Consider the following 20,216-nt stretch of genomic DNA (forward strand, 5'->3'; position numbering starts at 1 on the left):
GGAGGCGTTCGTCCTATTCAACCCATTGGATTGCCGCATGCAAGCCCAATGCGGGCGCTGCGACAAATTACGACAATTTTCTGCCGCAGCCTATTGGCACCCAGAGTTGTCATACAATTAATGCTTGACAGGCGCGAGGCAATTCTCCCATCATTCGTGACACCGGTTACCAATACCGGCAACGAAACGAAAAACAGGCAAGGGCGCGCGTGGGTCGGCCGCAAGGACGCTAGCATCATGCAAACTCAGGGAAAGTTCCTGGAAAATGGTTCGCACGGACCGATTTTCCGCGAGGTGGGAGGATGAAAATGGCTATTCGGACAATGGGGCGCGCTCGCGCGCTGGCAAGACTGGCAGGCGGGGCGTCGCTCGCGGCCTATGCGTTATCTCCGGCTTATGCGCAGGACGCCGCGACACCGGCAGAAGAGGATGCGATCGTCGTCACCGGCATTCGCGCCTCGCTCGAACAGGCGGCCGATATCAAGCGCGAAGCGTCGCAGGTGATGGACGTCATCACCGCCGAGGACGTCGGCAAGCTCCCCGATGCCAATGTCGCCGAGGCGCTGCAGCGCGTCACTGGCGTACAGATCACCCGCGTGTTCGGCGAAGGCCAGTCGGTGTCGGTGCGCGGGCTGCAACAGGTGCGCGTCGAGGTCGACGGGCGCACCTTGCTCGGCTGGTCGGCGCGCCTGTCGCCGCCCGAAAACGACCAGCTCGGCCGCTCGTCGGGGCTCGATTCGGTGCCGTCGAGTCTGTTCGGCCGTCTCGAAGTGCGCAAGTCGCCGCTCGCGAGCCAGGCCGAAGGCGGGCTCGGCGGCACGGTGAACCTCGTTACGCCGAAGCCGCTCTCGTTCAAGGAGCCGACCGTCTCGCTGCGCGTGCAGGGGGTCTATTCGGAAAATTCGGACAAGTTCGAACCCGCGATCACCGGCTTTGCGACGACCAAATTCGCCGACGGCCGCATCGGCGTCATGATCGCCGGCGAATATCAGAAGCGCACCTCGACGACCCAGACGTTCGAGCGCAACAATTTCCTCAATCGCAATTATACCGGCGCGGGTGGCGGGGTGTTCCAGACGCCGGTGCTGTTGCAATATGAGCAGTTCACCGTCGATCGGTCGCGCCTTGGCCTCAACGGCGCGATCCAGTTCGAGGTCACCCCCGAATTCACTATCACCGCCGATGCGCTCTATTCGAAGCTGACCACGGGGCGGAAGCAGGATTTCTTCGCGTTCCGCCTGCCGACCGGCAACAACCCCGTCACCAACCGCGTGGTCGAGGACGGCATGGTCGTCGCGGGCAATGCCAATGGCACCGTCACCACCGCGGGGCAGATCCGCAACGAGCCGACCGAAAGCTTCCTCTACGGGCTCAACGGCAAATATGAAAATGACGGGCTGACGATCGAGGCCGACGGCTATTACAGCAAGGGCACGATCGATCAGACGATCCAGATCATCACGCTGCAGGCGACGGCGCCGGTCCCGGGCGCGTTCGATTTCCGCGACACCACCACCCCGTTGCTGACGCTGACCGGACCGTTCAACCCTGCCAACTACGCCTCCTACAATCCCGCCAACAACGGCGTGCGCAGCAACCGCCTGATCGGCCTGCTCGACGAATGGACGGGCAAGCTCGACGTCAGTTACGAAACCGGCGGCGGCGTTACCATCGCTGCGGGGGTGCGCTACACCGACCTGCACGCGCGGTCGAACGCCTTCCGCAGTCAGGTCACGCCGACCCGCGCCGAGATCGAGCCGTATCTGAAGCTCGTGAACGGCAATGATTTCCTGCCCGACATCGCGGGCAATTTCCCGCGCAGTTTCCTCAGCACCGCGCCGACCTTCGACTATGTCTTCACGCGGGCGCAGGCGGCCGAGCCGAACCCCGATCCCAACGGCAAATCGACGCTGCTGCCCAATTTGCAGCGCGACTATGACTTCAGCGAACGGACGCTCGCCGGTTATCTGATGGTGTCGGGCGAGGGTGAGATCGCGGGCATTCCGTATAAAGCGAACGCCGGGGTGCGCATTGCGTCAACGCGCCTGTCGGTCGATTCCTATGTCAACGTCGGCACCGTGAGCCGGCTGGTCAACGACAAGAATCGCTACACCAACGTGCTGCCCAGCGCGAACATCGCGTTCAACGTCACCGACGATTTCCTGATCCGCGTATCGGGGTCGCAGACGATGCAGCGCGCGTCGATCGCCGACCTCGCGCCCTCGACCTTCTTCAACGCGACGAACCTGTCGGTCACCGGCGGCAATGTGAATCTCCAGCCGCCGATCTCGACCCAGGCCGATGTCAGCTTCGAATATTATACGGGCAAGAGCTCGCTGGTCTCGGGTGCGCTCTTCTACAAGGATGTGAAGGATTTCATCGCCAGCTTCGTGACCACGGGGGTCGATACCAACCTCGATCCGCAGGGGCGCGAACTGACTTTCTCGCGCCCCGAAAATCTCGCGAGCGCGAAGATCAAGGGTTTCGAAATCGGCATCCAGCAGTTCATGGATTTCCTGCCTTCGCCGCTCGACGGCTTCGGGATCATCGCCAACTACACCTATTCGGATTCGGAGGATAACAACGGCTTCCCGTTGGTGGCGGTGTCGAAGAACAGCTACAATCTCGTCGGCCTCTATGAAAAGGGCATCTTCTCGGCACGCCTCGCCTATAATTACCGCGACGAGGCGGTGTTCGAATTCTCCGAAGGACGGCCGAGCTTCGTCGGCGCGCGTTCGCAGCTCGACGCGCAGATCGGGGTCGACATCACGAAGAATATCGCGCTGTCGCTGCAAGCACAGAATTTGATGCCCAAGAAATCGGCGACGAGCGAGTATAGCAATTTCAACACGACCGCGCTCAACAGCTATGCGCTGTCCGAGCGGCGCTTCTCGGTCGGCGTGCGCGCGAAGTTCTGATCCGCTGGCGTGGCGGTGCCGTTCGCGGCGCCGCCATGGTCGGGACCCGCAGGGAGTGGGATTTGATGACGATGGGTAGCCGGGGCGTGCGCCTTGCTTGTGGATTGGCGCTGGGCGCGGCGCTGGTTTTTCCGGCGCAGGCGCAGCCCGCGAAATTGTCCAGGATCCTGTCCGACCCTGCGGTCGCGAAGGCCAACCCGCTCCCCGATTTCAGCTATGCGGGCTATGGCTTCGGCCTCGCGCCGATCCCTGCCGATGCCGGGACCGTTGTCGATGTGACTGACCATGGCGCGATCCCCGACGACGGGCTCGACGATAGCAAGGCGGTGCTCCGCGCGCTCGCCGTCGCCAACGCGGTGAAGGGCAAGGTCACACTGCGCTTCCCCAAGGGGCGCACGCAGATCACCGAAGTGCTGCGAATCACGCGCAGCGACATCGTCCTCGACGGCGCGGGAGGCGGCCCCGGCGGCAGCGAGCTCTGGTTCCCACGCCCGCTGAAGCTGATCGACCAGAGCCACGACTATGACGAGCTGCGCGAATATCTGGTGCGCGAGAAGAAGCAGCAGGTCGAGCCCGAGCATAATATCGATTATCTCTTCACCGAATATAGCTGGGCCGGCGGAATGATCCTCGTCGGGCCCGCGGGCAGCCGGCCGGTTTCCTATGACGGGACGAAGGATGTGCGCGACCCGGTGCTCGCGAGCGGCGTGTCGGGCAAGCAGTTCGAGCGCACTCTCACCGTCGACAGCGCCGCGAAGCTGCGCGTCGGCGACGTCGTGCAGCTGCAGTGGTTTTCGGTCGACGGACCGAACAGCCAGATATTGAAATCGCTGTATGGCGACACCGACCTGCCGATCGGGTCGCACCACTGGACCTCGCCGAACCGGCCGGTGGTCGTGCAGGCGACGCGCGTCGCGGCGATCCGCGGACGAACGGTGACGCTCGGCGATCCGCTGCTCCACGATGTCCGTGCGGGCCAGCCCGCTGTGGTTGCGCAATGGGCGCATCTTACCAATGTCGGCATCCAGAACCTGCGCCTGCAATTTCCCGAAGCGCCCGCGTTCGGCCATCATCTCGAACAGGGCTATAACGGGATTTACATGACCGGCGTCTTCGACGGCTGGATCCGCAAGCTGACGATCGACCGCTCCGACAGCGGCATATTGACCGACAATGCCGCGAGCCTGACGATCGCCGACGTCACCACGACGGGCGACCGCCGCGCGCATTATTCGGTGCATGTCGGCGCGGTGCATAATGTGCTGGTCAAGGATCTGAAGGTCGAGAATCCGGTGATCCATCCGCTCAGCGTCAACACCCGCTCGACGCGGTCGGTCTTCCTGCGCTCGGTCGTCGACCGCGATGCGATCATCGATCAGCACAGCGGGTCGAACCATCAGAATCTGTTCGACCAGATCGTGATGCACATCGACCCCAAGCAAGTGAAGGGCGCCTGGCAATATCAGCTATGGGTCGGCGGCGGCGCGCCCTACTGGAAGCCGGGGCACGGGCTTTACAACACGCTGTGGAATGCCCGGCTGGCGATGCCCGACACCGTGCCGGCCGATGCGACGGTCGTGATCAACAGCGGGCTCGAAGGTCCGGACGAGCGGATCGTCGGCCTCCATGCGAATCGCAGGATCGCGGTCGATTACACCCCGGCGCCCTATATCGAGGGGGCGGGGCAGGCGGTGGACGCCGCGCCGTCACTCTATGAATATCAGCTCGCTCATCGGCGCCGCTGAGCCTTATTGCTCCGGCGGCGGGGCGACCGATTGCCGCTCGACGAAGGTCGAGGCCAGGACCGTGCCCTCGTCATGGGCGATCTTGGCGCCGGGGCCGAGGAAGTCGGGCACGAGCGTTTGCGCGGCGCGAATACCCATCTCGTGGATTGGCCAGCGCACGGTGCTGAGCGCGGGCCAGATATGCGTCGCGGTCGGGCTGTCGTCGAAACCGATGATCGAAAGCCGGCCCGGCACCGATATGCCCTTGCCGTGGGCGACACTCATTACACCCGCCGCCATTTCGTCGTTCGAGCAGAAGATCGCGGTCGGCGGCGCGGGCAGCGAGAGCAAGGCTTCGCCGGCTTCGATGCCGGCGGTGTAGCGGTAATTGCCGGGGGCATTGAACTCGACCGGAAGCTCGAGTCCGGCCTCGGTCAATGCTTCGAGGAAGCCCTTTTCGCGCTCGGCCGCCGAGCGGAAGCCGACCGGGCCGCGCACAAAGCCGATGCGCCGATGGCCGAGTGCGATCAGGCCGCGCACCGCCTCGGCCACGACCTCGCGATCGTTCGACGAAATGCAGTGCTTCGCATCGTCGAGCGGCGCCGAGCCGATGCGGACGTAACGCACGCCGAGGTCTTCGCAGAGCGCGGCGAGATCGTCATTCTCGGAGATCGGCGGCAGCAGCATCGCGCCGATTGGCCGCTGCTTTTCGAGGAAGGTGCGCACGTCGTCGAGCATCTTGTCCGACCCGCGGTCGACCGGGCGGACAAGCAGCGCAAGGTCGCTGTCCTTGATCGCGTCGAGCACGCCGCGCTGGAAATTGAGCACCGTCTGGGCGTTCGGGTTGTCGTGGAGCAACGCGATCAGGAAGTTGCGGCGAAAGGCGAGAGCGCGCGCTTGCGGATTGGGAACGAACCCCAGCTGTTCGATGGCCTTTTCGACTACGGCGCGCGTTTTGTCGGTCAGGAATTCGGACCGGTTGATGACCCGGCTCACCGTCTTCTTTGACACCCCCGCAAGCGCTGCCACGTCGTTGATCGTCGGTTGCTTGCCCCCCGGCCCCCTGTTTTGTGCCGCCATACTCTATTCTTTCCCCTGCAAGCCTCTGGCCAGGCTCGCGCTTTGGCTATGCTGATGGGCGCTCAGCACCGTAAAATCAACGCCCGGACGCGGCATCAACATCTCTTGACACCGGTTACCATCAAAACTAGCAAGGCGACAAGCCGGAATTTTCAGCGAGGATGCCTTCCGATGTTTGCCAAGACCTATCACGCCACCCATCCCGACATGATGGAATGTGTCGACAATGACGCGCTGCGCGACCGCTATCTGGTCGAGGGCATGTTCGAGGACGGCAAGATCAACCTCAACTATTCGCACAACGAACGCTTCGTCATCGGCGGCGCGGTGCCCAAGGGTGGCACTTTGACGCTGCCCGAGCAGAGCGTTCCGGCGTCGGCGGCGGGCCATCCCTTCCTCGAACGGCGCGAAATGGCGGCGGTGAACATCGGCACCGACGGCGCGATCACCGTCGACGGCCAGCGCTTCGCGATGAAGAACAAGGAATGCCTCTATATCCCGATGGGATCGAAAGAGGTCAGCTTCGAGGGCGACGGCGCGCGCTTCTACCTCGCGTCGCTTCCCGCGCACAAGGTTTGCCCGATCAAGCATATCACGCTCGACCAGGCGAACCCGCTCGCGCGCGGCGACCTCGCCAATTCGAACCAGCGCACGATCTACCAGCTCGTGATCCCCGGCGTGTGCGAAAGCGCGCAACTGCTGCTTGGCCTGACGGTGCTCGAGGAGGGTAGCGTCTGGAACACAATGCCGCCGCACCTCCACGACCGGCGCAGCGAGATATATCTCTATTTCGACCTGCCCGAGGCGAACGACCGCATCTTCCATTATATGGGCGAGCCCGACAGCATGCGGCACATCGTCATCGCGAACGAGGAAGCAGTGATCAGCCCGCCCTGGTCGATCCACATGGGGTCGGGGACCAAGAAATATGCCTTCATCTGGGCGATGGGCGGCGAAAATCTCGACTATACCGACATGAACGTCCTCGACATCTGCCAGCTGAAGTAATTCCTTCATCGTCACCCCGGACTTGATCCGGGGTCCATGGCCGAACTGTCGGAATGGATGCCGGATCAAGTCTGGCATGACGAATGAAGGGGAGGGACAAGAGAGTTATGTTCGATCTTTCAGGAAAAATCGCACTCGTCACCGGCGCCAACACCGGCATCGGGCAGGGGATCGCGCTCGCGCTCGCCGAAGCCGGGGCGGACATTGCCGCTGCGGGGCGCTCGCCTGCCGACGAGACGGTCGGCAAGGTGCGTGCGCTGGGCCGCAAGGGCGAGAATTTCAGCGCCGACCTGTCGAGTGTCGGCGCGGTGCAGCCGCTCGCTGATGCCGTGCTCGCCGAGTTCGGGCGGATCGATATTCTCGTCAACAATGCCGGCATCATCCGCCGCGCCGACGCGGTCGATTTCACCGAAGCCGACTGGGATGCGGTGATGGACACCAATCTCAAGACGCTTTTCTTCCTTTGCCAGAGCGTCGGGCGCCACATGATCGCGCGCGGATCGGGCAAGATCATCAACATCGCCTCGATGCTCACTTTCCAGGGCGGCATTCGCGTCCCGAGCTATACCGCCTCGAAATCGGGCGTAGGCGGGCTGACCAAGCTGCTCGCGAACGAGTGGGCGGCGAAGGGCGTGCAGGTCAATGCGATCGCTCCCGGCTATATCGCGACGAACAACACCGCCGCGCTGCAGGGCGACGAGGTGCGCAACCGCCAGATCATGGAGCGCATTCCCGCTGGGCGCTGGGGCGATCCGGCCGACATCGGCGGCGCCGCGGTCTTCCTCGCGTCATCGGCGTCGGATTATGTACAGGGTCATATCCTTGCCGTCGACGGCGGCTGGCTCGCAAGATAGGTAACCCAAGGCCGTTCGCGCTGAGCTTGTCGAAGCGCCGTTCTGCCTTTCAAAGTTACAAGAAAAGAACAGCCCCCCTTCGACTGACTTGTCAGTCGAAGGGGCAGGCTTTGACAAGCTCAGGGCGAATGGAGTTGGGATGGCGCAAGGCAAGCTAGTCTTTTTCGGCGAATTGCTGATCCGCCTGACCGCGCCGGGCAACGAGCTGCTGATGCAGTCGCCGTCGCTCGCGCTCCACGTCGGCGGCGCCGAGGCGAATGTCGCCATCGGCCTCGCGCATCTCGGCCACAATTGCGCGATGGTCAGCAAAATCCCTTCGAATGCACTGGGTCGCGGTGCGGTGGCGGCGGTGCGCGGCGGCGGCGTCGATTGCACCGCCGTCACCAGCGGCCCGGGGCGCATGGGGCTCTATTTCCTCAGCGTCGGCGCAGGGCTGCGGTCGTCCGAGATCGTCTATGACCGCGCCGGGTCGAGCTTCGCGGCGACCGGCGCAGAGGATTATGACTGGGATGCGCTGCTCGCCGGCGCGCGCCTGCTCCACCTCTCGGGGATCACCCCCGCGCTCGGGCCGCGCTCGGCCGAGGCCGCATTGGCGGCAGCGAGCGCGGCAAAGCGGCTCGGCGTTCCCGTCAGCTTCGACGGCAATTATCGCGCAATGCTGTGGGAGGCGTGGGACAGCGATCCGCGCACCATCCTGTCCGAACTGATCGCCGCCACCGACATCCTCTTCGGCAACCACCGCGACCTGTCGCTGGTGCTCGGCCAGCAATTCGGCGGTGAGGGCGAAGACCGGCGGCGCGAAGCCGCCGAAGCGGGCTTTGCCGCTTTCCCGGGTCTCAAGTTGATCGCCTCGACCGCGCGCCACGCGCTCACCGCCGACCATCACCGCATCGCGGCGCGCGTCGACTTGCAGGGCGGGGGCTATCAGACCGACGAGATCGACGTGACCGGCATCGTCGACCGCATCGGTGCGGGCGACGCTTTTGCCACCGGGGTGCTCCACGCGCATCTGTCGGGCGGCGACGCGCGGGCGATGGCGGCCAGCGGTCTCGCGCTCACCGCGCTCAAACATTCGCTGCCGGGCGATGCGAGCCGCTTCGGCCAGGCCGACATCGATGCCTTCCACGGCGGCGGGCTGGATGTCCGGCGCTGAGCTGACGCGGCGCGGCCTGCTCGCGGGCGGGCTGGGCCTCATGGCGTCGACGGCATGGGCCAGAAGCTATGTCGCGTCGGCCGCCGTGCGGTTCACCGTCAACACCCCCGCGGGCCCCTATATCGGTTCGATCGTCGCATCGCCGCGCGCGGACACGCCCGCTGCGATCCGTTTCCGCGGTATCCGCTATGGCCTCGACACTGCGCCCCGTCGCTTTCAGACGCCCGTCGCGCCGCCCGATCATCGCTCGGCCTATGACGCCACCGGCGATTTCGCGCCCGCCTGTCCCCAGCCGGGCGGGCACTATGTACCGGCTGGCGAGGATTGTCTTTTCCTCAATATCTGGACCCCGAATGCGTGGCCGAGACCCGCCGACAAGCGCCCCGTCATGGTCTATTTCCACGGCGGCGCCTATTCGACCGGCAGCGTGACCGATCCGGTCAACGATGGCGTCCGGCTCGCGGCGCGCGGCGACGTGGTGGTCGTGACGGTCAACCATCGGCTGAACGCGCTCGGCTATCTTTATCTCGCGCGCCTCGACCCGCGTTTCCCCGATAGCGGCAATGCAGGGCAGCTCGACCTGATCCTCGCGCTGCAATGGGTTCAGCGCAATATCGCGGCGTTCGGCGGCGATCCGGGTAATGTCACCGTTTTTGGCCAGTCCGGCGGGGGCGCAAAGATCGCGACCTTGATGGCGATGCCCGAAGCCAGAGCGCTGTTCCACAAGGCGATCACGATGAGCGGGCAGCAGGTCACCGCCTCGGGCCCGCTCAACGCGACCAGGCGCGCGGAAGCCTTTCTTGCCAAGCTGGGCGAGGGGGTCGATCCCGCGACGGCGCCGGTCGAGCAACTCGTTGCGGCGCTGGCCGCGAGCGATCCGATCCTTGGCGGCGGGGTCTATATGGGACCGGTGCTCGATATGACGCACCTGACCCGCCATCCCTTCTGGCCCGACGCCGCGCCGCAGTCGCGCGGCATCCCGATGATGCTCGGCAACACGGAGATGGAAACGCGGGCCTTCTACGCCTCCGATAGCAAGCAATTGTCGGGGCTGAATTTCGACAACCTCGCCGCGCGCATCGCGCCCGAGATGCGGATCGACATTGCGCCATCATGGGTCGTGAGAGAATTCCGCGCGCGTTATCCGCAAGCCGAACCGCTCGAACTCTTCCACCGCATCGTGACGTCGGCGCGCAGCTGGCGGGGGCAGGTCGAGGAGGCCGAGGCCCGCGCCCACGCCGGGCATCCGGGCTTCGTCTACCAGCTCGATTTCGAACAGGCGAAACATGCCGACGATATCGGTCTCAGCTTCGGGACGATCCCCGACCCGACCCCGGCGGAGCAGGCGATGAGCGACCGGGTGATGGACGCCTTCGTCCGCTTCGCGCGCACCGGTAATCCGGGCTGGCCCGCCTATGAGCTGGACAAGCGGCAGACGATGATCTTCGATGTTGAGAGTCGCGTCGAGAACGATCCGCGCAAATGGGAGCGCGAGCTGTTCGCGCGCGTGCCCTATATCCAGCCGGGCAGCTAGACGATCTTGTGCGAGGCGAGCCAGTTCCACAGCAGTTCGGGCCAGATCGCGACGGGTAGACCCGCAGTCTTCATCAATCCAAAGCCATGTCCGCCGCGCTCGAAGAAATGCGCCTCGCACGGCGCGCCGATGCCGCGCGTCGCCTCGCGCAAGCGAACGCTGTTCGCGACCTTGACGACATTGTCATCCTCGGCATGGAGCAGGAAGAGCGGCGGCTGATCGGGACGAACATTGCGTTCGGGCGAATAGAGTTTCTCGCGCGCCGCATCGGGCTGCGCACCGATCAATTTTTCGCGGCTCACCGCATGCGCGATCACCGGGTCCATCGACACGACCGGATAGAAACCGGCAAGCGCATCGGGTCGCGCTGACAGGCCATCCGCCGCATCGGCGGGGGCATAGACTTTGGCGTCGAAGCGCGTGAGGAGGCTCGTCGCGACCTGTCCGCCCGCCGAGAAACCCCCAAAAGCGATGCGCGCCGGATCGATCCGGTCGAGCTTCGCGCGGCTGCGCACCAGCCGCACCGCTCGCTGGGCATCGGCGAGCGGGACGTCGGCGCCGTTGGCCCACCCGTCGCCGGGAAGGCGGTAGAAGAGGACATAGACGGTAACCCCGCGCGCCTTGAGCCAGCGCGCCAGCTCATAACCTTCCTTGTCGATCACGACGTAACGATAGCCGCCGCCGGGCGCGAGGAGTACCGCGGCGCCATTGGGCTTCGCCGGACGGAAGACATCGAGCCGCGGGCGCGTGATGCCTTGCAGCATCCGGTCGCTGGCATTGGGGTCGTCGCTGCGCTGGACGACCGCTTCGACGAGGCCCGCGGGTGGTTGGATATGTCCGTCGGGCCACAGCGCGAAACTCGCGTCGGGCCGGACGTTGGCGGGCCGGCTGTTGTCGGGCGGAGGCGTCGCGGACGCTCTCGCGGCGAGCGGCAGCGCGATCCCCGCAGCGAGCAGCGCGCGGCGGTCGAGCGCCATCACTCCGCCGCCTTGTTCGGGTAGGCGATGATCAGCACCAGCGGTTCGCTGCCCGTCTGGCGGATGCCCACCTTCGCACCCCGGTAGAGCCACGCCGCGGTTCCCGCCTTCAGCGCCTTTTCCTCGCCGTCCGAATGAACGACGCCGGTGCCCGATAGCACATAATATATCTCGTCATGGTCGATCGGATGCACGCCGATCGCCGCGCCGACATGCAACGCGCGCTTGCGGAATTCGAAGCTGCGCGGGGCTGGCACCGAATCGCTGATCCGGTATGCCGTCGACATGCCAATCGCGCCATGCGGCGGGGCTTCGTCGCGCACCGTCGCCGCCTCGTCGATGACGACCATGGCGGGCGCGGCGGCGGCGCTGAGCACCAGGGCAAGGAGCGCGCTCATCGTCAATTTCCTGTGCGCGAGGCGCGGTCGCGCTGCGACAGGTTTTCCTGCGGCATCGGCGCAGTCTGGCCGGGATAGGCGCCCGACTTCGGTTCCATCGTGACGAGATTCCAGTCGGCCTCGACAAAGGGCGTGCGCACTTCCTTGACCTTGGGATAGCCGCTCACTTCCTTCTCGTCGTCGATCACCTCGCCGCGCCCTTCGGCGACGAAGAAGAGCACGCGGATCTCCTCGGCATCGCGCGCCCAGGGGCGTGCGCCGGCGGTCGCGAGCACCGAGGTTTCGACATCGCGCACCGGCAGGACCTTGTATCCACCGACTGGCGCGAGCGGTGCCTTGGCGCGGATGAGTTTTGCCTGCGTCTCGCCATAGCGGCCGAATTCGGGAAGCGGCTGGCCGTGGCGGTCGACGAACAAATTGTCCTTTCCATAATATTCAAGGTCGCCGTCGCCGCCGAGCATCAGGAAGGGCAGGCCGGGATCGGTATCGTTGCCGCCGCGCATCACATTGCCGACCGCGGTGATCTGACCCGTCACATAGTCATGCCCGACCCATTCGAGGTTCATCAGGTTGTAATGCACCGCGCGGTGCTGCGGGTTGTAGATCAGATTGTTGATCATCAGCGCCTGTCCGCCGCCCTTGATCAGCGGATTGCGCTCGACATTATGCGCCCAGACATTGCGATAGAAAACGATGCCCGTCGCATTGTCGTGGATCAGCGACCCCTTGCTGTGCTCGCCCTTCGGGTGGCTCGCGTCGGCCAGCCCCTCGGCGGCGAGATTGTTCGAGAAGGTGATGTTGTGGCTGGTGCCCCCCCGCCAGTCCTCGACCGTCTTGCCGGTGAAGCGCGGCCCCGACGCCGACATATTCTCGTCGATCCCCCACATCAGCGTGCAATGGTCGACGATGACATTGTGCGCGGCGACGGTCGAGAAAGTGTCGGCTTCCCATCCGCTGCGCTTCGGCTGGCCGTCGACGCCGGTGTAGATGCGCAGGTGGCGCATCACGACGTCGTGCGTCTTCACATCGATGCCCGTGCGAATGAGGGTGATGCCGGGTCCGGGCGCGGTCTGGCCGGCGATCGTCAAATAGGGATGTTTGATCTCGATCGTCGTGCGCCCCATGTCGATGATGCCGCCGACTTCGAACACGATAATGCGCGGCCCAGGGGTCTCGATCGCCGCTTTCAGCGACCCTGGGCCATCGGGCGTGAGGGTGATCACGCGCAGGATCTGGCCGCCGCGCCCGCCGGGCGTCTGCGCCGCCGGCCCGACCGCGCCGGGAAAGGCGAGTACCGGTGTTTCGGCCGCGAGCGCCGGGCTCACAGGCACCGCAAAGGCCAGAAAAAGCGCGGTCAGCCAAGGCTTTTTGGGCATCCAGTCTCTCCTGTTCATTGGGGTATTGACACGACCGCCCATATCCTTCAATCTTTCTGACACCGGTTACCCACATCGGTCAACGAGAAAATATTTCCAAGGGAGAGGGTTATTGCCGGGCCAGTCGTTAAGGGCGACGGCGCTGCCATCACTCTCGAAAATTTTTGAGCAGGCAAATCGGATCGATTTGCCTGGCTCGCGAAAGTAACCGGTGTCATTCCTTGCGCAAGCGAGGATCCGGGGCGATCAAGGGAGGATGACGATGATGATTTTTGCAACGCGGGGCACGCGCACTTTGACCAGGCTGGCGTGCGGCGCATCGCTTGCCGTGCTGGCGGTGTCGCCGGCCTATGCGCAGGACGCGGCGCAGGATGCCGCCGCGGCGGAGCCGGTGGGCGGCGAAGACGAGATCGTCGTCACGGGCTTTCGCGCCTCGCTCGAGGCCGCGCTCAACGTCAAGCGCGACTCGGTCTCTGCGGTCGATGCGATCGTGGCCGAAGATATCGCCAAATTCCCCGATCAGAATCTGGCCGAATCGCTTCAACGCATCCCGGGCATCTCGATCCAGCGCGACGGCGGCGAAGGTCGCGCAATTACCGTTCGCGGTCTCGGGGCGCAGTTCACGCGCGTCCGGCTGAATGGCCTCGAAACGGTCGCGACCTCGACCGATGGTGCCTCGTCGAACCGCGACCGCTCGTTTGACTTCAATGTCTTCGCGTCCGAGCTGTTCAGTAGCATCGTCGTCCACAAGACCGCCGAGGCATCGCTCGACGAGGGATCCCTGGGCGCGGTCGTCGACCTCAACACCGGCAATCCGCTCGGCGCAAAGGACGGCTTCCACGGCGCGCTTTCGGTTGTTGGCTCGTACAACGACCTGTCGAAGGACCTCGGGCCTCGCGTCGCGGGGCTGCTCAGCTGGCGTAATGTCGATGGCACCTTTGGCGTTTCGGTTTCGGGCGCCTATTCGAAGGGCGACACGCTCGAGCTTGGCAACAACAGTGTTCGCTGGGCACAGGCGCGCTTCGATTCGGTGAACGGGACGAATTGCTTCACGACTGCGAACAGCGGTGGCACCTACCTCCCGGGTGCGGCCTGCACGAAGGCCTCGCTTGCCTTTCATCCGCGCATTCCGCGCTATGGCGAAATCGAGCATCGCCGCGAGCGTATCGGCCTGACCGGGTCGGTTCAGTTCGCGCCGACGGAGCATACCCGCATCTCGCTCGATGCGCTTTATTCGCGCTTCCGTGAGGATCGCGAGGAAAAATGGGGCGAGGTGCTGCTGCGTTCGAACGAGCGCGCGATCAACGTCGTGAATCCGGTCTATGACGATAACAACAATATGATCGCCGCGACGCTCAACGACGTCTATGTCCGGACCGAGCATTATTTGCGCAAGTCGGAAACCGAGTTCACGCAGCTTGGCGGCAGCTGGGACCAGGATCTGGGCGACAGCTTCCGCTTCACGCTGCTCGGCGGTTTTTCGAAATCGAACGCCGATATTCCGGTCGAAACAACGATCGTTTTCGACGATCGCGACGCGCAGGGCTATCGCTACGACTATAGCGATATGAAGCGCCCGGTACTGACCTTCGGCACCAGTGTCACCGATCCGGCGAACTTCCAGCTCGCCGAAATTCGCGATCGCCCGTCGAACGTCACCAACAAGTTCAAGACGGCACAGCTGCGCACCGAATGGGATGTGACCGACGGCTTCCGGGTCAAGGCGGGCGCCATGTGGCGCCGCTTCAACTTCGACGCCGTCGCGTTCACGCGCGATACCGCGGTGTGCGGGAATGGCGGCACCAGCCTCGTCACCAGCACGTCGGGAACGATCGCCTGTTCGCCATCGAGCCTGTTCGGCCCGACGGCGGTCTATGGTTTCCCGGTGACCTCGCAGCTTGCCGAGCTGTTCACGCTCGGCCGCGCCGGCCAGCCTGACGGTACGACGACGCAGTGGCTGATCCCGTCCTTCCCGGCGGCGACCGATTTCACCCAGCTCTATGGCCGCACCGCGGCGCGCGATAACGGCAATACCCGTTCGGTGCAGGAAACGACCTCGGGCGGCTATCTGCAGTTCGATGTGAAGGGTGAAATCTTCGGTCTTGAATATGCCGGCAATGCGGGCATCCGCTACGCGCGCACCGGGCAGTCGTCGACCGGCGTCCTGTCGGGGAACAGGGTTACGGTGAAGCGCAGCTATGACGACTGGCTACCGTCGTTCAACGTCGCGCTCTATCCGCACGAGGATGTCATCGTCCGCGGTGCGATCGCAAAAGTGATCACTCGGCCGACGCTCGGCAATCTGACGCCCGGCGGTACGATCGACGGCTTTCAGTATCGCATCACATACGGCAACCCGCAGCTCGCGCCTTATCGCGCGACCAACTTCGACCTCGGCGTAGAATGGTATTTTGCGCCGCAAGCGGTGCTGTCGGTCGCGGGCTTCGTGAAAAAGGTCGAAAGCTTCCCGATCAGCCAGGCTTTTTCGGCGACCTATGCGTCGACGGGCCTGCCGAAGGAAGCGCTGCCGCCGAGCTCGCCTGCCTTCATCAATTTCGATCCCAACCAGCTCTATACGATCACCGCCAACATCAATGGCTCAGGGGCGACGCTGAAGGGGGTCGAACTGGCGGCGCAGATACCGTTCAGCGCATTTGTCGACCAGGGCTTTATCAGCCACTTCGGCATCCTGGCCAACGCGACTTTCATCAGTTCGGATGCGACATACCGCGTCCAGGGACCGGTGGTGAACGATTGCGTGCCGCCGACTTGTACCTTCGGTCCGTTCGTCAACCAGGACCGCAACTCGACCCTGTTCGGCGTTTCGCGGCGCGCCTATAACGGCACACTCTATTATGACGACGGCACATTCAGTGCGCGCGCGTCGGCGAGCTACCGCAGCCGCTATGTCGACGCAAACAGCGGCACCGGCAACATCTTCGAAGGCTATGGCGCGACGTGGAACGTCGATGCGTCGATCCGCTACAAGCTGACCGAGTGGATCGAACTGTCGATCGAAGGCAACAATCTGCTCGACACCTATCGCTATCGCTTCACCGATTTCGACGCCGATCGCAATTACGAGAATAACCATTTCGGCCGCACCTTCCTGTTCGGTGCGCGCGTCAAGATCTGATGCACCAGGTTGGTCCCGGTGAGGCCCGGTCTTCGCTTGCGGGGGCCGGGCCTTTCTTGTTTTGAGGAGAGAAAAGTGACCGATCGCCGCGACATGCTCAAACTGGCCGGAACCGGCCTTACCGGAGCGATGATCGGGACGCCCATGGCGTTCTCGGCACGCGCGCAGGAACCGGCGAGGTCCGGGTCGTCCGATGCGGCGGTGTGGGGCAAGGGTTTCGATCGCCAGCGCAAGGCCGACCTGGGTGACGGGCGCTTCCTCAACCCGATCATGGCCGGCGACCATCCCGATCCGTCGATCCTGAAGGACGGACACGACTATTATATGACCTTCTCGACCTTCGACAGCTATCCGGGGCTGGTCATCTGGCATTCGCGCGACCTGGTGAACTGGCGGCCAATCGGCCCTACGCTGACGAAAAACATCGGCTCGGTCTGGGCGCCCGAACTGTGCAAGCACAAGGGCCGCTATTATCTCTACATTCCCACCAAGGGGCCGAATACCAGCTGGGTGATCTGGGCCGACCGGATCGAAGGGCCGTGGAGCGATCCCGTCGACCTCGAACTCCCCAATCATATCGACCCCGGCCATGCGGTGGGCGAGGACGGATCGCGCTGGCTGTTCCTGTCGGGCGGCGACCGCGTGCGGCTGGCGGATGACGGCCTCAGCCGCATTGGCGAGCCCGAGCATGTCTATGATCCGTGGCGTTATCCGCCCGACTGGGTGGTCGAGGGCTTCGCACCCGAGGGGCCGAAGATCACGCGCCGGGGCGGCTGGTATTATATGATCACCGCGGTCGGCGGGACAGCGGGGCCGCCGACGGGGCATATGGTGATCACGGCGCGATCGCGCTCGATCCACGGGCCGTGGGAAAATTGCCCGCACAATCCGCTCGTCCGCACGGCATCGGCGGCGGAGAAATGGTGGTCGCGCGGCCATGCGACGCTTGTCGAGGGACCGGCGGGCGACTGGTGGAGCGTCTATCACGGTTATGAGAACGGCTATTGGACGCTGGGGCGGCAGGCGCTGCTCGACCCGATCGAATGGACCGGCGACGGCTGGTTTCGGATGAAGGGCGGCGACCTGTCGCAGCCTATCGTCAAGCCGAAGGGCGGGGCGGCGGGGCCGCACGGCATGGCCTTGTCGGACGATTTTACGACCCTCGCGCTCGGCGCCAAATGGAATTTCTTCAAGCCCGCCGCTGACGAGTGCAGCCGCGTGCGTGTCGAAGACGGCGCGCTGCACCTCAAGGCGCGGGGCGTAGCGCCCGTCGACTCATCACCGCTGCTGCTGATCGCGGGGGATCAGGCTTATCGGTTCGAATGCGATATCGAAACCGCGCCGGGCGGAACCGCGGGGTTGACCCTCTTTTATGACGAGCGGCTCTACTGCGGGCTCGGCTTCGACGGCGAGCGGTTTGTCACGCACCAATATGGCATCGAACGCGCGCGGCCGGCCAATCCGCACGGCCGCAAGATGCGCATGCGCGTCACCAACAACCGCCATATCGTCACCTACGACACGAGCGGCGATGGTGGAAAGACCTGGGTCCGCTTCGACCGCGGCATGGAGGTGTCGGGTTACCACCATAATGTGCGCGGCGGGTTTCTGATGCTGCGTCCCGGCCTCTATTCGGCGGGGCAGGGCGAGGCACGCTTTCGCAATTTCACCTTCAGCGCGCTCGATTAAAGCGTCACGCCCGACTTCCAGATCGCAATGTCGCGTTCTTCGTTGCGTTCGGCTTTCGTGGCGGCGCCCGAGGCTGTCGCGACGATCAGGTCGAGCAGCGCATCGGCCGCCTTGTCGAAACCGGCCTCCAAAACCTGTCCCGCGTCGAAATCGATCCAGCCCGCCTTGCGTGTGGCGAGCGGGCTGTTCGACGCGATTTTCAGCGTCGGTGCCGGGAAACCCAGCGGGGTGCCACGGCCGGTGGTGAACAGGATGATCGTCGCGCCTGCTGCGGTCAGCGCGGTCGACGACACCGCGTCATTGCCCGGCGCTTCGAGTAAGGTGAGGCCGGGGAGCGTCGCCTCGCCGCCATAACGCCGGACGTCGACGAGGGGCACCTTGCCGCCCTTCTGCACCGCGCCCAGCGACTTCTCCTCAAGCGTCGTGATGCCGCCGGCGATATTGCCGGGCGAGGGATTCTCGCTCACCGGTTCGCCGTTGCGGACGAAATACTCCTTGAAGTCCCGAACGAGCGCGACGGTCTCGTCGAAGACATGCCGCGACGCCGCGCGGTCCATCAGCATCTGCTCGGCGCCGAAGATTTCCGGAATCTCGGTCAGCACGACCTTGCCGTCCGCCGCCGCGACCGCATCGGCCATGCGCCCGACGAGCGGATTGGCGGTCAGCCCCGACAGGCCATCGGACCCGCCGCATTTCACCCCCAGCACGAGCCGCGACAACGGCATTTCGGTCCGCGGCATGTTCGCGCAGCCCGCGACCAGTTCGTCAACCAGCGCGAGGCACGCCGCTTCGTCATCCTCGACCGCCTGCGCCGACAGCGTGCGGATGTTCGCGCGGCGTTCGGGCGCGATCAACTCAAGCAATGGACCGAGCTGGTTGCTCTCGCAGCCGAGCCCGACGATCAGCACCCCGCCGGCATTGGGATGCTGTGCGAGCGCGGCGAGCAACGCGCGCGTATGGCCGAGGTCGTCGCCAAGCTGCGAGCAGCCGAAAGGGTGTTTGAACGCATGAACCCCGTCGATGCACCCGGCATGGCGCTCGCCCGCAATCCGCGCGACGCGCGCGGCGAGGTTGCCGACGCAGCCGACCGTCGGGAGGACCCAGATCTCGTTTCGCGTTCCCGCGCGCCCATCGGCGCGGGCATAGCCCATGAAGCTGTGCGATGGTGGGGTAGGCGAGGGCGCACCGATTGTCGGTGCATAGGCATATTCGTCGTCGCTGTGGAGCGCGGTTGCCAGATTATGGCTGTGGACATGCGCCCCTGCGGCAATGTCGGCGGTGGCGATGCCGATCGGAAAACCGTATTTGACGATACGTTCGCCGCGCGCGATGGGGGCGAGCGCGAATTTGTGCCCGCGCGCAATAGCCTCACGCACCGGGATTCTCACCGCTCCGACGGTCAGATCGCTGCCCGCCGCAAGGTCGCCCAGGGCGGTTGCGACATTATCGGCCGCGTGGATGCGGATTGCGTCTGTCACCTGTGAATCCTCCGGCCCCAGCCGCTATTCGCTTGCTTTTGACACCGGTGTCTCTTAGACGCTTTTGCGGAAGAGGGAAATGACAAAGATGCCGGCAAGCCCCGAACAGGAAAATGTGGCCCGCGCCTTTCTGGCCGCGCGAGCGGAAAAGACACCGCTTACCTTGTACCCCGGCGCGAGGCCGCAGACGATGGCCGAAGCCTATGCGATCCAGGGCGCGGCGATCGCGCTCGACGGGCGGCGGCTCGGCGGCTGGAAGGTCGGGCGCATCCCCGCAGACCTCGTCGAGCGCTATCAGGACAATCGCCTGACCGGACCGATCTTCAGCGACGAAATATTCGACGGTAGCGCCGGGCAGGTGCCCGCGATGCCCGTTTATGCCGCGGGCTTCGCGGCGGCCGAGGCCGAAGTGCTGCTGTGCTTTGGCGAGGTTGGCACGCGCGACTATGACCTCGACTCGGTCCGCGATTGCATCGCCGACGTGCGCACCGGGATCGAGATCGCAAGTTCGCCTTTTGTCGAAATCAACCGGCACGGCCCCGCCGTCACCGCGTCCGACTATGGCAACAACAAGGGGCTGATCCTCGGTCCGTCGATCCCCGATTGGCGCAACGCAGACCTGATCGCCATGCCCGTAGAAATGGCGATCGACGGCGATACCGTTGGCGTCGCTACGATGGAAACCATGCTCGACGGCCCCTTTGGATCGGCGCTGTTTCTTATCCGCGTCCTGCGCGCGCGCGGCATCGCGATCCCGCCGGGCACTTGGGTGTCGGCCGGCGCGATCACCGGAATTCACGAAATCATACCCGGCCAACGCGCCGACGCAGTCTTCGACGGAAAAATCCGCGTCAGCTGCACGATCACAGGCTAATAGGCCAGAACGGGAGA

At 64.5% G+C, this 20,216-nt stretch carries 14 protein-coding genes; 9 read left to right on the plus strand and 5 right to left on the minus strand.

Annotation, left to right across the window (positions count from 1 at the left end):
* Window positions 1-308: 308 nt before the first annotated feature.
* Together V6M50_RS02895 and V6M50_RS02900 are read left to right on the plus strand one after the other, a co-directional pair.
* A complete protein-coding gene (locus V6M50_RS02895) occupies window positions 309-2,918 on the plus strand; it encodes a TonB-dependent receptor (protein WP_332817031.1) in 2,610 nt (869 codons plus the stop codon).
* Window positions 2,919-2,983: 65 nt separating this feature from the next.
* Window positions 2,984-4,663, plus strand: a complete 1,680-nt coding sequence (locus tag V6M50_RS02900; RefSeq protein WP_332817032.1) for a hypothetical protein — start codon at window positions 2,984-2,986, stop codon at window positions 4,661-4,663.
* Window positions 4,664-4,666: 3 nt separating this feature from the next.
* Here the strand turns inward: V6M50_RS02900 and V6M50_RS02905 are convergent, their stop codons facing one another.
* Window positions 4,667-5,722: a LacI family DNA-binding transcriptional regulator gene (locus V6M50_RS02905; RefSeq protein WP_332817033.1), complete on the minus strand. Its 1,056-nt coding sequence runs from the start codon at window positions 5,720-5,722 to the stop codon at window positions 4,667-4,669.
* 171 nt (window positions 5,723-5,893) lie between these two features.
* Here V6M50_RS02905 and kduI point away from each other — a divergent pair, with 171 nt between their 5' ends.
* The 4 genes from kduI to V6M50_RS02925 all read left to right on the plus strand — a co-directional run bounded on the left by kduI (window position 5,894) and on the right by V6M50_RS02925 (window position 10,271).
* Entirely contained in the window at window positions 5,894-6,730 is an 837-nt protein-coding gene (gene kduI / locus V6M50_RS02910; RefSeq protein WP_332817034.1) for a 5-dehydro-4-deoxy-D-glucuronate isomerase, read from the plus strand.
* 107 nt (window positions 6,731-6,837) lie between these two features.
* The gene (gene kduD, locus V6M50_RS02915; protein ID WP_332817035.1) at window positions 6,838-7,584 is read left to right on the plus strand and encodes a 2-dehydro-3-deoxy-D-gluconate 5-dehydrogenase KduD; all 747 of its coding nucleotides are present in this window, start codon (window positions 6,838-6,840) and stop codon (window positions 7,582-7,584) included.
* Between the two features lie 139 nt (window positions 7,585-7,723).
* On the plus strand, window positions 7,724-8,737 hold the full coding sequence (locus V6M50_RS02920) for a sugar kinase (RefSeq protein WP_332817036.1): 1,014 nt from the start codon (window positions 7,724-7,726) through the stop codon (window positions 8,735-8,737).
* Window positions 8,724-10,271, plus strand: a complete 1,548-nt coding sequence (locus V6M50_RS02925; RefSeq protein ID WP_332817037.1) for a carboxylesterase/lipase family protein — start codon at window positions 8,724-8,726, stop codon at window positions 10,269-10,271. Before V6M50_RS02920 ends, V6M50_RS02925 begins: the two co-directional genes overlap by 14 nt.
* Here the strand turns inward: V6M50_RS02925 and V6M50_RS02930 are convergent.
* Genes V6M50_RS02930 through V6M50_RS02940 form a run of 3 tightly spaced genes read right to left on the minus strand, consistent with a single transcriptional unit; the run spans window position 10,268 to window position 13,022 of the window.
* Window positions 10,268-11,248: an alpha/beta hydrolase gene (locus V6M50_RS02930; protein WP_332817038.1), complete on the minus strand. Its 981-nt coding sequence runs from the start codon at window positions 11,246-11,248 to the stop codon at window positions 10,268-10,270. The two genes, V6M50_RS02925 and V6M50_RS02930, sit on opposite strands and share 4 nt — an antisense overlap.
* The gene (locus V6M50_RS02935) at window positions 11,248-11,646 is read right to left on the minus strand and encodes a cupin domain-containing protein (protein ID WP_332817039.1); all 399 of its coding nucleotides are present in this window, start codon (window positions 11,644-11,646) and stop codon (window positions 11,248-11,250) included. Before V6M50_RS02935 ends, V6M50_RS02930 begins: the two co-directional genes overlap by 1 nt.
* A 2-nt stretch (window positions 11,647-11,648) precedes the next feature.
* On the minus strand, window positions 11,649-13,022 hold the full coding sequence (locus V6M50_RS02940; protein WP_332817040.1) for a pectate lyase family protein: 1,374 nt from the start codon (window positions 13,020-13,022) through the stop codon (window positions 11,649-11,651).
* Window positions 13,023-13,284: 262 nt separating this feature from the next.
* Here V6M50_RS02940 and V6M50_RS02945 point away from each other — a divergent pair, with 262 nt between their 5' ends.
* Together V6M50_RS02945 and V6M50_RS02950 are read left to right on the plus strand one after the other, a co-directional pair.
* The gene (locus tag V6M50_RS02945) at window positions 13,285-16,158 is read left to right on the plus strand and encodes a TonB-dependent receptor (protein WP_332817041.1); all 2,874 of its coding nucleotides are present in this window, start codon (window positions 13,285-13,287) and stop codon (window positions 16,156-16,158) included.
* A gap of 144 nt (window positions 16,159-16,302) precedes the next feature.
* Entirely contained in the window at window positions 16,303-17,847 is a 1,545-nt protein-coding gene (locus V6M50_RS02950) for a family 43 glycosylhydrolase (RefSeq protein ID WP_443030474.1), read from the plus strand.
* Here the strand turns inward: V6M50_RS02950 and V6M50_RS02955 are convergent.
* A complete protein-coding gene (locus V6M50_RS02955) occupies window positions 17,844-19,325 on the minus strand; it encodes a UxaA family hydrolase (RefSeq protein WP_332817042.1) in 1,482 nt (493 codons plus the stop codon). The two genes, V6M50_RS02950 and V6M50_RS02955, sit on opposite strands and share 4 nt — an antisense overlap.
* 79 nt (window positions 19,326-19,404) lie before the next feature.
* Here V6M50_RS02955 and V6M50_RS02960 point away from each other — a divergent pair, with 79 nt between their 5' ends.
* Entirely contained in the window at window positions 19,405-20,199 is a 795-nt protein-coding gene (locus V6M50_RS02960) for a 2-keto-4-pentenoate hydratase (RefSeq protein ID WP_332817043.1), read from the plus strand.
* Window positions 20,200-20,216: the final 17 nt, after the last annotated feature.

It is taken from the genome of Sphingopyxis sp. (assembly GCF_036675685.1).
In the GTDB taxonomy this organism is placed as follows: Bacteria; Pseudomonadota; Alphaproteobacteria; order Sphingomonadales; family Sphingomonadaceae; genus Sphingopyxis.

What these genes read in the sequence shown, in the direction of transcription:
- V6M50_RS02895 (WP_332817031.1), top strand. Translation starts at nt 309, where the DNA reads ATGGCTATTCGGACAATGGGGCGCGCTCGCGCGCTGGCAAGACTGGCA.
- V6M50_RS02900 (WP_332817032.1), top strand. Translation starts at nt 2,984, where the DNA reads ATGACGATGGGTAGCCGGGGCGTGCGCCTTGCTTGTGGATTGGCGCTG.
- V6M50_RS02905 (WP_332817033.1), bottom strand. Translation starts at nt 5,722, where the DNA reads ATGGCGGCACAAAACAGGGGGCCGGGGGGCAAGCAACCGACGATCAAC.
- kduI (WP_332817034.1), top strand. Translation starts at nt 5,894, where the DNA reads ATGTTTGCCAAGACCTATCACGCCACCCATCCCGACATGATGGAATGT.
- kduD (WP_332817035.1), top strand. Translation starts at nt 6,838, where the DNA reads ATGTTCGATCTTTCAGGAAAAATCGCACTCGTCACCGGCGCCAACACC.
- V6M50_RS02920 (WP_332817036.1), top strand. Translation starts at nt 7,724, where the DNA reads ATGGCGCAAGGCAAGCTAGTCTTTTTCGGCGAATTGCTGATCCGCCTG.
- V6M50_RS02925 (WP_332817037.1), top strand. Translation starts at nt 8,724, where the DNA reads ATGTCCGGCGCTGAGCTGACGCGGCGCGGCCTGCTCGCGGGCGGGCTG.
- V6M50_RS02930 (WP_332817038.1), bottom strand. Translation starts at nt 11,248, where the DNA reads ATGGCGCTCGACCGCCGCGCGCTGCTCGCTGCGGGGATCGCGCTGCCG.
- V6M50_RS02935 (WP_332817039.1), bottom strand. Translation starts at nt 11,646, where the DNA reads ATGAGCGCGCTCCTTGCCCTGGTGCTCAGCGCCGCCGCCGCGCCCGCC.
- V6M50_RS02940 (WP_332817040.1), bottom strand. Translation starts at nt 13,022, where the DNA reads ATGCCCAAAAAGCCTTGGCTGACCGCGCTTTTTCTGGCCTTTGCGGTG.
- V6M50_RS02945 (WP_332817041.1), top strand. Translation starts at nt 13,285, where the DNA reads ATGATGATTTTTGCAACGCGGGGCACGCGCACTTTGACCAGGCTGGCG.
- V6M50_RS02950 (WP_443030474.1), top strand. Translation starts at nt 16,303, where the DNA reads ATGGCGTTCTCGGCACGCGCGCAGGAACCGGCGAGGTCCGGGTCGTCC.
- V6M50_RS02960 (WP_332817043.1), top strand. Translation starts at nt 19,405, where the DNA reads ATGACAAAGATGCCGGCAAGCCCCGAACAGGAAAATGTGGCCCGCGCC.